Origin of the sequence: Paracidovorax konjaci, assembly GCF_900112675.1 — a bacterium.
Lineage (GTDB): Bacteria > Pseudomonadota > Gammaproteobacteria > Burkholderiales > Burkholderiaceae_C > Paracidovorax > Paracidovorax konjaci.
The window spans coordinates 174,866-188,532 of the sequence record NZ_FOMQ01000010.1 but is presented as its reverse complement, the minus strand read 5'-3'; the positions used below and the strand labels follow the sequence as shown (position 1 = coordinate 188,532).

Sequence of the window (13,667 nt, the reverse complement as noted above, 5' to 3'; positions counted from 1 at the left end):
CGCGCAACTCATCGAGCAACAGCAGATGCAGGCGATGCCACACTCCCACGGCCTGCCAGTCACGTAGACGCCGCCAGCAAGTCATGCCGCTGCCAAAGCCCAGTTCCTGGGGCAACTCTTCCCAAGGGATGCCGGTGCGCAAAACGAACAGGATGCCGTTGAGGGCCATCTCGTCGCTCACCCGCGGGCGACCGCCCTTGGCCGAGGCGGCGACTACCGGCAACAGCGGCGCAACCTTCTTGAACAGTGCTGCGCTTATCTCTTTTTTCTTGTTTCGACTCATGCATCACCAAACGCTCTTCGCTCGATTTGCGATGACATGGTTTTGTTAGCCGCTTTTAATGATGGTGGCTATTCCTGCGCGCCACCCACTGCTCAAGTACAAGCGTCTTCCCCTGGAAGAGATGATGCGCTACCCCCTAGTGCTGTGCGATCCGCTCGTGTGCGAAGGGCATGCCCGCCAAGTCGATAGGATATTGCGGCGCTCGGACATTGAACCGTTGATTGCCGAGCGCGTGGCGTCCTGCGATTTGATGATGGCTCTGGTATCCGCTGGTTTTGCGCTTGGGCTGACCGGCGCACCGCACATCGCCGCTAGCCGCGAGCCAGGCGTGGTCGCGCGCCCCTTAGCAGGCCGTTCTCCGGTGCTGATAACTTATGTTTTGCATCGGGAGAGTGAAAATTCAGAAGTGCTGTCTCGCTTCATCGAAAGGGTGAAGGCCATCGCCTTGCCCCAGGGCTCCAGTCCCGCACCTGCTTCCCGCCCCGATGTACAGGAGGACATTGAGATATGACGCGAATGACATTATTGCTGCTGGCCTTTCTGCTTACGGCCTGTGGTCCATCCGAGGCACCGAAGCAGGTCAACGTGCTGACAGTCGATGAACTGGCGGCTGATCCCACCCGCTTGCAGGAACTGCGCAAACAATGCAAAACTGACAGGAAAACGCTGGGCGAGGTACTCTGCAACCGAGTGGCCGAAGCTACGCGCAAACGCTTCTATGGCGACGGAAAGACGCCCTATACACCATCGGAGACACCGCCGAAGTTCTGATGGTGAGTACTTCGCAAATTAGTTGACCGTTATCTTAAAACACGCCGCAGTGCGCTCCCGCCTGCGGCGTTTCTATTTGGTTTGCTCTAACCTGAAACGATGCTTTTTGCATCATCTTGCTTCCCATAACGGTCTTTGACCGGCACTCCCCCAGCACCGATCCTCCTTCTAAGCGGCACTGATCTGTACCGCTTTTTGAACGAGGTATCAGCGCAGAGAAATCGGAGGCCAGTCAATGCAAGCTCAGGGCGTACTGTTTGGGCAGATCGCCGCCGTCTTCGGCATCGTGATCGCCGGTGTGTGGAGTGCAACGCAATGGACAGCCGCCGCCCTGGGCTATCAACTACGCCTTGGCTCGCCGTGGTTCGACTTCTTTGGAACCCCGGTTTATCACCCTTGGCGGCTGTTCGAGTGGTGGTTCTTCTTTGATGCCTACGCGCCGCACGTCTTCGATATCGGCGGGGCCATCGCGGGTGGTAGCGGTCTGGTGGCCGTGGTGGTCGCCATCGCCATGTCGGTGTGGCGTTCGCGGCAAGCGCGCCTTGTCACCACCTACGGTTCGGCACGCTGGGCCGATGCGGAAGACATACGCAAAGCTGGGCTGATCCAGCCCGACGGGGTTTTCCTCGGGCTGCATCGCGGCCAGTACCTCCGCCATGAAGGCCCGGAACACGTCCTGACCTTCGCACCAACGCGCTCAGGCAAGGGTGTAGGCCTGGTCGTTCCCACCTTGTTGAGTTGGCCCGCATCCGTCGTCGTTCACGACATCAAAGGCGAGAACTGGACGCTCACCGCCGGCTGGCGTTCACGGTTTAGCCACTGCCTCCTGTTCAACCCCGCCGATGCGCAGTCGGCAGCATACAACCCGCTGCTGGAAGTGAGGGGCGGCGCACACGAGGTGCGCGACGTGCAGAACGTAGCCGACATTCTTGTCGATCCCGATGGTGCACTTGAACGCCGGAACCATTGGGAGAAGACCAGTCACGCGCTGCTGGTCGGCGCCATCCTGCATGTGCTGTACGCAGGCGAGGACAAGACGCTGCGCGGTGTCGCCAACTTCCTCAGCGACCCGGCGTGCCCGTTCGAGCTGACGCTGCACCGGATGATGACGACGAAGCACCTGGGCGACGCGCCTCACCCGGTTGTCGCATCCGCTGCCCGCGAAGTGCTCAACAAGTCGGACAACGAGCGATCGGGCGTGCTCTCCACCGCCATGTCGTTTCTCGGCCTGTACCGCGACCCGACCGTCGCCAAAGTCACGTCGCGCTGCGATTGGCGCATCGCTGACCTGATTTCCGCAGAGCACCCGGTATCGCTGTACCTCGTGGTGCCACCCTCGGACATAAGCCGCACCAAGCCGCTGGTCCGGCTCATCTTGAACCAGATCGGGCGGCGGCTGACCGAATCACTCGACGGCAGCGATGGCATCGCGCGCCGGCACAAGCTGCTGCTGATGCTGGACGAGTTTCCGGCGCTGGGTCGCCTAGATTTTTTCGAGTCCGCGCTTGCCTTCATGGCCGGGTACGGCATCCGCAGCTTTCTCATCGCTCAAAGCCTGAATCAGATCGACAAGGCGTATGGGCAGAACCATTCCATCCTCGACAACTGCCATGTCCGGGTGACTTTCGCCACCAACGACGAAAGGACGGCGAAAAGGATTTCCGAAACCCTCGGCACCGCCACCGAGCTTCGCGCGCAGCGCAACTACGCCGGCCACCGGCTCGCTCCGTGGCTGGGGCACCTGATGGTGTCGCGTCAGGAAACTGCACGTCCGCTGTTGACGCCCGGCGAGGTGATGCAGCTTCCACCTGATGACGCCGTGGTCATGGTGTCCAGCGTCGCCCCGATCCGCGCGAAGAAGCTGCGCTACTACGCCGACGCCAATTTCAAGAATCGCGTCCTGCCACCGCCCGCGCTCGTAGCCGGGAGGTACGCCGACGCGCCACCAGCCCGCCCCGACGACTGGAGCGGCTTGGCGATCCCGGCCGTACCTGCGGCGCCGGCCTCGGCATCCGCCGATGGCCTGGGTGGCACCGATGACGGCGGCCCACGCCGCCAGCCCGAACTCTCCGAAACCGTCGCCTACGACCCCGAGCCGGACGCACATGCGAGCGACCTGGCGCTGCTCGATGACGACGACCTGGCGCTGCCGCTTCCCGGCCAGCTCGACCCAGCCATGCAGCGCACGGCTCGGCTGGCTTCCCTCGACCCCAACGACGGAATCGACCTATGAGCCAATACCGCCTCAATCTTTTCATCCAGCCCGAGCACGCTCAGCGCCTGGAGGAACTGGCCGCCAAGAAAGGCGTGTCCAAGTCGTCCATCGTCGCAGCGGCCTTGGCGTCCTGGCTGTCGCCCGATGCTGGCGACCAGCGCGAGGCCGCCATCGCCAAGCGGCTGGATCGGCTGTCGCGGCAGACCGAACGCCTGGAGCGCGACCAGAACATCCAGATCGAAACGCTGGCGCTGTTCATCCGCTACTTCCTGACCGTCAGCACGCCGGTGCCCGAAGCCCATCAAGACGCCGCTCGCGCCCAGGGCAAAGCGCGCTTCGAGCAGTTCGTCGAGCAGTTGGGCCGCCACCTGCTGCGTGGCCGCAGTCTGGTGCGCGACGTGGTGGAGGAACTGCACCCCGATCCGATGCGGATGGATGACACAGCAGCGATGGCGTCCGCCCATGAACGAAATGCGGAGCGTGCGTCATGAGTGCCGTTCCACAGATCCCGCCCGAACCTCGCTCATCCGCAGCAGCGTCCCAGGATCGCCGCATCCAGATGCTGCGCACGGCAATGGGGCCGCTGATCGCCGCTGCGCTCGAAGACCCGGATGTGGTGGAAATCATGCTCAACCCCGATCGCACCCTGTGGGTGGATCGGTTGTCGTCGGGTCGCTCGCCGCTGGGCGTGGAGCTGCCCGAGGCCGATGGTGAACGCATCATCCGCCTGGTCGCCGCGCATGTCGGTGCGGAGGTGCATCGCGGCCAGCCGCTCTTGACCGCCGAGTTGCCGGAGACCGGCGAGCGCTTCGAGGGCATCCTGCCTCCGGCCGCCCCGGGGCCAGCCTTCGCGCTGCGCAAGCGGGCCGTGAGCATCATCGGCCTGGATCGCTACGTGGCCGACGGCATCCTGACCGCCGGGCAGGCCGAGTTCCTGCGCCGCGCCGTGCGCGAGCGGCAGAACATCCTGATCGCTGGCGGCACCAGCACCGGCAAGATCACGCTGGCGAACGCGCTGCTGGCCGAGATCGCCGCTACAGGCGACCGCGTGCTGGTGCTCGAAGACACCATCGAGCTGCAATGCGCGGCCCGCGACCATGTGCCGCTGCGCACCCGCGCCGGCGTCGTCACCATGACCGAACTGGTGCGGGCCACGATGCGCCTGCGGCCTGACCGCGTGATCGTCGGTGAGGTGCGCGGCGGCGAAGCCCTCGACCTCATCAAAGTGTGGGGCACCGGCCACCCCGGCGGCATTGCAACCATCCATGCCGGCTCCGCGCTGGGCGCCTTGCTGCGCCTCGAACAGCTGATTCTCGAAGTCGCTGTGAATCCGCCGCGGGCGCTGATCGCCGAGGCGGTCAACGTCGTCATCCACATCGCCGGACGCGGCCGCAAGCGCCACGTCGAAACCATAGCCCGTGTCGTCGGCTTCGACGACACGGGCTATCGCCTGGCGGACGCACTGGAAACGCCGTTTCCGGAGCTGACGCCGGTTCCTCTCGCAGCTGACGCCGCTGCACATCCCCGCCCCCCCCAACCGACTTGGAGAACTGCCATGACGCATGTTGATTCTTTCCGCTTTTCCGTAAATCCGCTTCCTCGCCTGTCCGGCCTGGCGCCGCTGTGCAGCCTCACCCGCCCTGCGGGTCAGGGACTGCTGCTGGCCGCGCTGCTGCTGTTGCTGGCCGGGACGGCGCAGGCCGCCGGTTCCTCGATGCCGTGGGAGGAGCCCTTGCAGTCGATTCTGGAGTCGATCCAGGGGCCGGTGGCACGCATCGTCGCGGTCATCATCATCGCCACGGGACTGGCGCTGGCCTTCGGAGACACCAGCGGCGGCTTTCGCAAGCTGATCCAGATCGTGTTCGGGTTGAGCATCGCGTTCGCCGCTTCCTCATTCTTCCTGTCGTTCTTCTCGTTCTCCGGCGGGGCCGTCGTATGAGTGCGGCCAGCGACTTTCCAGGCTTCGAGGTGCCGCTGCATCGCTCGCTGACCGAGCCAATACTGCTGGGCGGCGCACCGCGCACCGTGGCAATCGCCAACGGCACGCTGGCCGCCGCCGTCGGCCTGGGCCTGCAACTGTGGATTCCCGGCGTGGTGCTCTGGATCGTAGGCCACTCGCTGGCCGTATGGGGTGCGCGCGTCGATCCGCAGTTTATGCAGGTCTTCGCGCGCCACATCAAGCACAAGCCGCTGCTGGACGTGTGAGGAGGATCGCATGCTGAACCTTGCCGAATATCGTCAGCGCCCGGCCTTGCTTGCCGACTGGCTACCCTGGGCCGGGCTGATCGCGCCAGGCGTGGTGCTGAACAAGGATGGCTCATTCCAGCGCACCGCACGCTTTCGCGGGCCAGACTTGGACAGCGCCACGCAGGGCGAGCTGATCGCCACATCGGCGCGGCTCAACAACGCGCTGCGCCGCCTGGGTTCAGGCTGGGCCTTGTTCATCGAAGCCGAGCGCCGGCCAGCGGCAGACTATCCGCACTCGGACTTTCCCGAGCCACTGTCCTGGCTGGTGGACGAGGAACGCCGCGCCGCCTTTGAGGAATCGGGCCACCACTTCGAGAGCGGCTATCACCTGACGATGGTGTTTCTGCCGCCCGAGGAATCGCGTGCCCGCGCTGCCAAGCTGCTCTACGAGAACTCGCCAGGCGACGGAGTGGACTGGCGTGGCCGGCTCGATGCCTTCGTGGCGGAAACCGATCGGGTATTCGATCTGCTCGATGGCGTGATGCCGGAGATTGCCTGGCTCGATGACAACCAGACGCTGACCTACCTGCACGCCACGGTGTCCACGCGGCGCTACCGCGTCGGCGTGCCCGACGTGCCGTTCCATATCGACGCGCTGCTGGCCGACTGCGCCTTGGTCGGTGGCCTTGCGCCCATGCTCGGCGACCAACACCTGCGCGTGGCGTCGGTGCGAGGCTTTCCGACCTCGACGTGGCCGGGGGTTCTGGACGACCTCAACCGCCTGGGCTTTGGCTACCGCTGGAGCACACGCTTTCTCTGCATGGACAAAGCCGAGGCGGAAAAGGAACTCGGCCGCTTGCGCCGTCAATGGTTTGCGAAGCGGAAGAACGTCGTCGCGTTGCTGCGCGAGACGATCTTCCAGCAGGAATCCCCGCTGGTGGATACCGATGCGAGCAACAAGGCCGCTGACGCCGACTCCGCCTTGCAGGAGTTGGGCAGCGACCAAGTTGCCTTCGGCTACCTCACCGCCACGGTGACGGTGCTCGACGCCGACCCGGCCGTGGCCGACGAGAAGCTGCGCATGGTGGAGCGCGTCATCCAGGGCCGGGGCTTCGTGACGATCCCCGAAACATTGAACGCCGTCGATGCCTGGCTGTCTTCGATTCCCGGAAACGCATACGCGAACGTGCGTCAGCCCATCGTTTCAACGCTGAACCTGGCCCACATGATGCCGCTGTCAGCGGTATGGGCTGGGCCGGAGAAGAACGACCACCTCGACGGCCCGCCGCTGATCGTGACACGCACCGATGGTGCGACGCCGTTCCGGCTGGTAATGCACATCGGCGACGTGGGCCACACCCTTGTCGCTGGGCCGACTGGCATGGGCAAGTCAGTACTGCTCGCCATCCTGGCCATGCAGTTCCGGCGCTACTTCGGCTCGCGGATCTTCGCCTTCGACATGGGGCGCTCGATGCGCGCCACCATCCTCGGCCTTGGCGGTGAGCACTATGACCTCGGCGCCGATGGCGGCATCGCCTTCCAGCCACTCGCACGAATTGCCCAGGAGGGCTACCGCACCTGGGCCGCCGAATGGGTGGAGGGCCGGCTGCTGCACGAAGGCGTGACGGTCGGCCCGGACGAGAAGGCTGCCATCTGGTCGGCGCTGAGAAGCCTTGCCGGTGCGCCGGCGGAGCAGCGCACCATGACCGGCTTGTCGGTGTTATTGCAGTCCAACGCGCTGCGCCAAGCGCTCGCGCCCTATGTGCTGGGCGGCGCACACGGCAAGCTGCTGGACGCTGACCAAGACCGGCTGGGCATGGCAGACGTGCAGGGCTTCGAGATGGAAGAACTGATGCACAGCCCTGCCGCCGTTCAAGCGGTGCTGCGCTACCTGTTCGCCCGCTTCGACGAACGTTTCGACGGCGCGCCCACGCTTTTGATCCTCGATGAAGCGTGGCTATTCCTTGATGAGCCATCTTTCGCGGCCCGCATCCGGCAATGGCTCAAGACGCTCAGAAAGAAGAACGTCAGCGTCATCTTTGCCACGCAGTCGCTGGCCGACATCAAGGACTCGACCATCGCGCCAGCCATCATCGAAAGCTGTGCGAGCAGGATTTTCTTACCTAATCCGCAGGCGACCGAGCCGCAGATTCGCTCGATCTACGAAGGCTTCGGCTTGAACAGCCGGCAGATCGAGATCGTCGCCACCGCGCAGCCCAAGCGCGACTACTACTACCAGTCGCGCCTCGGCAACCGCCTATTCGACCTCGACCTGGGGCCTGTCGCGCTCGCATTCGCGGGCGCATCCACCCCTCAAGACCAACGCGACATTGACCGCATGCTGACGCAGGCCGGCGCTCCCGGCTTCGCCGGCGCGTGGCTGCGTCATCGCGGCCTCGGCTGGGCCGCCGACCTGCTGCCGTCCGCTCCGGCGGCAGCTTCCTTTCTCGCTTCTCAACCCATGGAGGTTTCACCATGAAGACCAAGCCCCGTTTGCTCTCTGTCTCACTCGCTGCCGTGCTGTCGGTATCGCTGTTGGCCCTGCAGCCCGCATCCGCGCTTACGGTGTTCGACCCGTCCAACTTCGTGCAGAACACGCTGACCGCCGTGCGCACGCTGGAACAGATCAACAACCAGATCAACCAGCTCCAGAACGAAGCGCAGATGTTGATGAACCAGGCCAGGAACCTGGCAAACCTCGACTTCAACATCGTCAACCGCCTGCGCTCGACGCTCGCCACCACCGAGCGCCTGATCGCGGAGGCGCGCGGCTTGGCCTACGACGTGCAGAGCATGGATGCGACGTTCGCCCGCCTGTACCCGGAACAGTACGCCGCCACCATCAGCGGCGACCGCATGGCGCAGGACGCCCGCGAGCGCTGGCAGAACACCTTGAACGGCCTGCACACCGCGATGCGGATGCAGGCGCAGGTGTCGCAGAACCTCGCCCAAGACGAAAGCGCGCTGGCCGACCTCGTGAGTCAGAGCCAGTCGTCCACCGGCGCGCTGCAAGCGATGCAGGCGACGAACCAGCTCCTAGCTTTGCAGGCCAAGCAGTCGATCCAGGCGCAGCAGCTCCAGATCACGCAAGACCGGGCCGCTTCACTGGAACTGGCGCGGCAAGCGGCGGCTATGGAGCGCGCCCGCGAAGTGCGGCGGCGCTTTCTGGGCACCGGCACGCCGTACACGCCGCAGTCCGTCAACTTCTACAACAACTGACCGGAGGCGGCCATGCGATGCGCTTCCGTCCTGCTGGCCGTGATGCTGACCGCTTGCGGCCAGCAGCCGGCCGAGAACCTGGCCGATGCCCTGGCCGCAGATCCGGTGCGGCTCAAGGCGTTGCGCGGGCAATGCGCGGCCGACCGGCAGGCCGTGGGCGAGGATGCCTGCCGCGCCGCCGCTGAAGCCTTCCGGCGGCGCTTCTTCGCCGGCCATACCGGGCCGGATGAATACAACTCGCTGGCTGAACTTCCCCCGATTCCGCCGAGCTTCGATACGCCCGCAGATGAATTGCCAGAGGGCGCCGTTCCGCTCACTCCGCCCGAGGATTCGCCATGAACGACGTGACCATCATCGACCGTTTCCTCGATACGTTCTCGCGCTACATCGACTCGGGCTTCGGTTTATTGCAGGGCGAAGTGGCATTTCTCACCGCCACGCTCATCATCATCGACATGACGATCGCTGGCCTGTATTGGGCCATGAGCCACGCCACCGGCCAGGGAGACGACGTGATCGCCAAGCTGCTGCGCAAGGTGCTCTATTTCGGCGCGTTCGCCTACATCATCGACAACTTCAACTGGCTGGCGAGCATCGTGTTTCGCTCGTTCGCCGGCTTGGGGATCACCGCTACCGGTTCGGCCATCACGATGGAGAACTTTCTTCAGCCGGGCCGGCTGGCGAAGACCGGCATCGACGCAGCCGCGCCGATTCTGGAACAGATCGGGGACATGGCTGGGTTCCCCGAGGTGTTCGTGAACATCGACCCTATCGTGGTTCTGTTCATCGCCTGGCTGGTGGTGATCCTCTGCTTCTTCGTGCTGGCCGTGCAGCTTTTCATCACGCTGATCGAGTTCAAACTGACTACGCTCGCCGGCTTCGTCTTGATCCCGTTTGCACTCTGGAACAAGACCTCCTTCCTCGCGGAAAAGGTGCTAGGCAACGTGGTGTCGTCAGGCATCAAGGTCTTGGTGCTGGCCGTCATCGTAGGCATCGGTTCCGGGCTGTTCGCCGAGTTCCAGGTGCATCCCGACGAACCATCCATCGACCACGCGCTGGTCGTGATGCTGGCCTCGCTCGCGCTGCTGGCGCTGGGCATTTTCGGCCCCGGTATCGCCACCGGCTTGGTGTCCGGTGCGCCGCAGCTTGGTGCGGGCGCGATGGCTGGTGCTGTGGTCGGCGCTGTCGGTACCGGCGTTGCGATCGGCGCCGCTGCAACGGGCGTGGGCGGCGCCGTCATGGCCGGCGCACGAATGGCCCCGGCGGCCGCCAAGCTGGCCGGTGCCGGCGCGCGTGCCGCGACTTCGGCGGTTGGCAGTGCCCGATCGGCGTTCCAGGCCGGTTCCGCTGCGGCCGGCGGCGGTGCCAAGGGCTCGGCGGCTGGCCTCGGCAATGTCGCCAAGACCGGCGCACAGGCGGCGGGCAGCCGGGCCGCTTCCGGCGCTTCCTATGCCGGGCAGAAGGTGGCCGATTCCTTCCGCGCCGGCTGGAACGGCACAGGCGCTGGTGCAGGCCAGGCCACCGCAGGAGAAGCGGAAGACGGTGCCGCCAGCTCGCCCAAGCAGGAGCAACCGGCCTGGGCCAAGCGCATGCACCGCCGCCAGCAGGCTACCCATGCCGCGACCACTGCCGCCCACACGCTGCGTGGCGGCGACGGCGGTGGCTCCGCGCAAGGCCCGAGCCTGCGGGATTCCGATACCTGACCTTCAAGGAGACCATCCATGCGATTCAAACGACCGCAGGTGCGCTACGCCGATACGCCGCAGCCTGCCACCCCATATCAAGCCGCCGCCCAGGTGTGGGACGACCGTATCGGCTCCGCCCGCGTACAGGCGAAAAATTGGCGCCTGATGGCCTTCGGCTGCCTGGTGCTCGCGCTGTTGATGGCCGGTGGCTTGGTCTGGCGCTCGGCGCAGTCCATCGTGACGCCCTATGTTATCGAGGTCGATCAGGCCGGACAGGTGCGCGCAGTGGGAGAGGCCGCCACGCCGTACAAGCCGGCTGATGCACAGATCGCCTACCACCTGGCGCACTTCGTCACGCTGGTTCGCTCGCTGTCCATCGACCCCATCGTGGTGCGGCAGAACTGGCTCGATGCCTACGACTACACCACCGACAAAGGCGCGGCGGTGCTCAACGACTACGCCAGCAAGAACGACCCGTTCGCGCGCGTCGGCCGCGAATCGGTGACGGTGCAGATCACCAGCGTGGTGCGCGCCAGCGACACGTCTTTCAACGTGCGCTGGACGGAACAGCGGTTCGTCAACGGCGCACCTGCCGGCACCGAACGCTGGAACGCTGTGCTGTCCACCGTCCTGCAAACCCCGCGCACCGAGCAACGCCTGCGCAAGAACCCCCTGGGTATCTACGTCAACGGCCTGTCGTGGAGCCGTGAACTGGATTCGTCCGAAGGAGCCAAGCTATGAACCTGCCTTTCCGCTTTTACGCTTTACCGTCGATTCTGCTTGCCCTTGCGGGCTGCGCCTCGCACGGCAAGCCGCCGCCGTCCATCTCGCTCGATGAGCCGGTGCAGGCCCAGCCGCTGCCTGAACCGCCCAAGCCCGTGGAAGTCGTCGCCGTGCCTGAACCACTCGCGCTGCCGGCGCAGTTGAAGCCGCTGCCGGCGATGGACGAGGCCAAGCCCACGCCGGAACCCGCCGATGAAACCTTGCGCGTGTCCAAGGCCAACGCCGAGGCACGTATCGCGCCGACGCGCGAGGGCTACGTCAATGCGATTCAGGTGTGGCCATTCTCCGATGGCGCGCTCTATCAGGTCTATGCCGCGCCGGGGCGCGTGACCGTGGTTTCGCTCCAGCCCGGCGAGGAACTGGTGACGGTCGCCGCCGGCGATACCGTGCGCTGGATCGTGGGCGACACGTCCAGCGGCAGCGGCGACGCGCTGCGCGTCAATGTGCTGGTGAAGCCCATCCGCTCGGCCCTGAAAACCAATCTGGTCATTACCACCAGCCGCCGGACGTACCTGCTGGAGTTGACCTCGACCGAGCGTGCATGGATGGCTTCGGTGTCCTGGGACTATCCGAAAGACCGGATGCAGGCCTTGCAGCGCCAGGCGCAAGCGGCCAGCGCCGCTGCGCCGGTCGATACCGGCCTGTCGCTGGAAAAGATTCGCTTCCGCTACGCGGTCAGCGGCAGCAATCCACCGTGGAAGCCGCTGCGCGCCTTCGATGACGGCGAGAAGGTGTATATCCAGTTCCCGCCGGGCATCGCCCAAGGAGAGTTGCCGCCGCTGTTCGTGATCGGCCCGCAGGGTGACGGGCAACTGGTGAACTACCGTTTCCGCCCGCCGTACTACATCGTGGATCGACTGTTCGGCGCGGCCGAACTGCGCCTGGGCGGTGATGGCGGTGACGTGGTGCGGATCGAGCGCACGGATGGCATGTCACGGAGGGACTGACCATGAGCCAGGATGACACTCCCAACCTTGCTGCGCCGCAGGCGGAAAAGGTGGCGCCGGAGGCAGTGGCGCTGCGCGCCCAGCCGCGTGCAGTCACACGCCTGAACCGGCGCTCGCTGGCCACCCTTGCCGGCGTCCTGGCGGTCGCCGTGCTCGGCGCGCTGATGTGGTCGCTGCAACCTCAGCGACGCAGCGCAGGCGAACAGACCGAGCTTTACAACGTCGATGGTGTGTCGAAGTCGGAAGGACTGGATGCGCTGCCGACGGACTATTCCAAGCTGCCGGCGGCGTTGCCGCCTGCCGTTCCCGAACTAGGGCCACCGCTGCCGGGCGATCTTGGCCCGGCTATCGTGAAGTCGCAGCAGCCGGCGACGGCCGCCTACGCGGCGTCTGGTCACGACCCGAACGATGCCCTGCGCAAGGAAGCCGAAGCAGCCGCGGCTTCGTCGGTGTTCTTCCGCTCGGGTTCGCAGAAGGCTGCGCCGGTGGCGCAGCCACAGGTGGCCGCTACGCCGGGCTTCGCCGCCAATGCGGCGTTCGACCCGCTGGCTGCTGGCCCGGCCTCCACGGCGGCCCAACCTGCTGACCCGACAGCGGTGCAAAACCGGCAAGACCAGAAAGAGGCGTTTCAGAAAGCCAGAACCACGGAAACCCGCAATTCCGGCAATCTGACCCTGCCGGCTTCGCCGTATCAGGTCATGGCCGGAACGGTGCTCGCAGGTGCCTTGGTGACGGGAATCAAGTCGGACTTGCCCGGCGACGTGATCGCCACGGTGACGGAGCCGGTTTATGACTCGGCCACCGGGCGCTTCCTGCTGATCCCTCAGGGATCGCGCATCCTGGGCAAGTACAACAGCCAGGTCAGCTACGGGCAGAGCCGCGTTCAAGTCGTCTGGAACCGGATCATCCTGCCGGACACGTCTTCGCTCACGCTCGACAACCTGGCCGGCACCGACCCGGCCGGCTACGCCGGGCTGGAGGACGATGTGGACTACCACTGGGGCCGCATCGTTGCCGGCGCAGCGCTGACGACGCTGCTGGGTGTCGGTGCCGAGCTGGCCGCGCCGGAGAACCGGCAGGATGGTGATCGCGTCATCATCGCTGGGCGCGACAGCGCGCAGGACAGCATCAATCAGGTCGGCCAGGAGATGACCCGGCGCAACCTCAATATCCAGCCATCCTTGACGCAACGACCGGGCCTGCCGGTTCGCATCATCGTCAATCGGGATCTGGTGCTGCGGCCTTACCAGCCGCTGTTCTTCAACCGGGGGGATTCACAATGAGCACGACCAAGAAGCTGCGGCTCGGTCCGCTGCCGAAGACCGAGAGCACAAAGCTGACTTTCGTTTGCCCAACCAGCTTGAAAGCCGACCTCGACCGCTACGCCGCCCTATACGCGCAGGCGTATGGCGAGACGGTCGATGCCCTGACGTTAATTCCGCACATGCTGTAGGCGTTCATGGCAGGGGATAGAGGATTCAAAGGCACGGCAGGACGACGGTGAATATGGGAGATACGGTTTGTGTCATGAACCTGAGTTTGTCTGTTGGTGAACCCATCCCGGATATCGCGGTGCA

General features: G+C 65.1%; 14 protein-coding genes and 2 pseudogenes. 15 read left to right on the top strand and 1 reads right to left on the bottom strand.

What is annotated here, in order from left to right:
- Positions 1–283, bottom strand: a 283-nt coding sequence (locus BM144_RS15840) for a transposase (RefSeq protein ID WP_139225676.1), incomplete at its 3' end; no start/stop codon positions are given.
- 58 nt (positions 284–341) lie between these two features.
- Between BM144_RS15840 and BM144_RS15835 the strand changes: the two are divergent.
- The 15 genes and pseudogenes from BM144_RS15835 to BM144_RS15765 all read left to right on the top strand — a co-directional run.
- Positions 342–794, top strand: a pseudogene (locus tag BM144_RS15835) (LysR substrate-binding domain-containing protein); the annotation flags it as partial.
- Positions 791–1,054, top strand: coding sequence for an EexN family lipoprotein (locus BM144_RS15830; protein ID WP_092954147.1), 264 nt, complete (start codon positions 791–793; stop codon positions 1,052–1,054). The pseudogene BM144_RS15835 and the gene BM144_RS15830, both read left to right, overlap by 4 nt.
- Positions 1,055–1,289: 235 nt before the next feature.
- Positions 1,290–3,287, top strand: coding sequence for a conjugal transfer protein TraG (locus BM144_RS15825; RefSeq protein ID WP_092954144.1), 1,998 nt, complete (start codon positions 1,290–1,292; stop codon positions 3,285–3,287).
- On the top strand, positions 3,284–3,760 hold the full coding sequence (locus BM144_RS15820; protein WP_092954141.1) for a CopG family transcriptional regulator: 477 nt from the start codon (positions 3,284–3,286) through the stop codon (positions 3,758–3,760). The genes BM144_RS15825 and BM144_RS15820 overlap by 4 nt, the downstream gene beginning before the upstream one ends.
- Positions 3,757–4,828 (top strand): annotated as a pseudogene (gene trbB / locus BM144_RS15815) (P-type conjugative transfer ATPase TrbB). The gene BM144_RS15820 and the pseudogene trbB overlap by 4 nt, the downstream one beginning before the upstream one ends.
- Positions 4,825–5,208 (top strand): TrbC/VirB2 family type IV secretion system protein, encoded by a 384-nt coding sequence (locus tag BM144_RS15810; RefSeq protein ID WP_092954138.1) that lies wholly within the window; start codon positions 4,825–4,827, stop codon positions 5,206–5,208. The pseudogene trbB and the gene BM144_RS15810 overlap by 4 nt, the downstream one beginning before the upstream one ends.
- Complete coding sequence (locus tag BM144_RS15805; protein ID WP_092954135.1) at positions 5,205–5,474, top strand: VirB3 family type IV secretion system protein; 270 nt, start codon at positions 5,205–5,207, stop codon at positions 5,472–5,474. Before BM144_RS15810 ends, BM144_RS15805 begins: the two co-directional genes overlap by 4 nt.
- A gap of 10 nt (positions 5,475–5,484) precedes the next feature.
- Positions 5,485–7,935, top strand: coding sequence for a conjugal transfer protein TrbE (gene trbE, locus BM144_RS15800; RefSeq protein WP_092954132.1), 2,451 nt, complete (start codon positions 5,485–5,487; stop codon positions 7,933–7,935).
- On the top strand, positions 7,932–8,675 hold the full coding sequence (gene trbJ, locus BM144_RS15795) for a P-type conjugative transfer protein TrbJ (RefSeq protein WP_092954129.1): 744 nt from the start codon (positions 7,932–7,934) through the stop codon (positions 8,673–8,675). The genes trbE and trbJ overlap by 4 nt, the downstream gene beginning before the upstream one ends.
- A 12-nt stretch (positions 8,676–8,687) precedes the next feature.
- The gene (locus BM144_RS15790; protein ID WP_092954126.1) at positions 8,688–9,014 is read left to right on the top strand and encodes a hypothetical protein; all 327 of its coding nucleotides are present in this window, start codon (positions 8,688–8,690) and stop codon (positions 9,012–9,014) included.
- On the top strand, positions 9,011–10,378 hold the full coding sequence (trbL, locus tag BM144_RS15785; protein ID WP_092954123.1) for a P-type conjugative transfer protein TrbL: 1,368 nt from the start codon (positions 9,011–9,013) through the stop codon (positions 10,376–10,378). Before BM144_RS15790 ends, trbL begins: the two co-directional genes overlap by 4 nt.
- A gap of 18 nt (positions 10,379–10,396) precedes the next feature.
- Positions 10,397–11,101 carry a conjugal transfer protein TrbF gene (gene trbF, locus BM144_RS15780; RefSeq protein WP_092954120.1) on the top strand — a complete coding sequence of 235 codons (705 nt, stop codon included), beginning with the start codon at positions 10,397–10,399 and terminating at the stop codon, positions 11,099–11,101.
- Positions 11,098–12,090, top strand: coding sequence for a P-type conjugative transfer protein TrbG (gene trbG / locus BM144_RS15775; protein WP_092954116.1), 993 nt, complete (start codon positions 11,098–11,100; stop codon positions 12,088–12,090). Before trbF ends, trbG begins: the two co-directional genes overlap by 4 nt.
- A 2-nt stretch (positions 12,091–12,092) precedes the next feature.
- Positions 12,093–13,373, top strand: a complete 1,281-nt coding sequence (locus tag BM144_RS15770) for a TraB/TrbI/VirB10 family type IV secretion system protein (protein WP_092954113.1) — start codon at positions 12,093–12,095, stop codon at positions 13,371–13,373.
- Entirely contained in the window at positions 13,370–13,543 is a 174-nt protein-coding gene (locus BM144_RS15765) for a DUF2274 domain-containing protein (RefSeq protein ID WP_092954110.1), read from the top strand. The genes BM144_RS15770 and BM144_RS15765 overlap by 4 nt, the downstream gene beginning before the upstream one ends.
- Positions 13,544–13,667 lie beyond the last annotated feature (124 nt).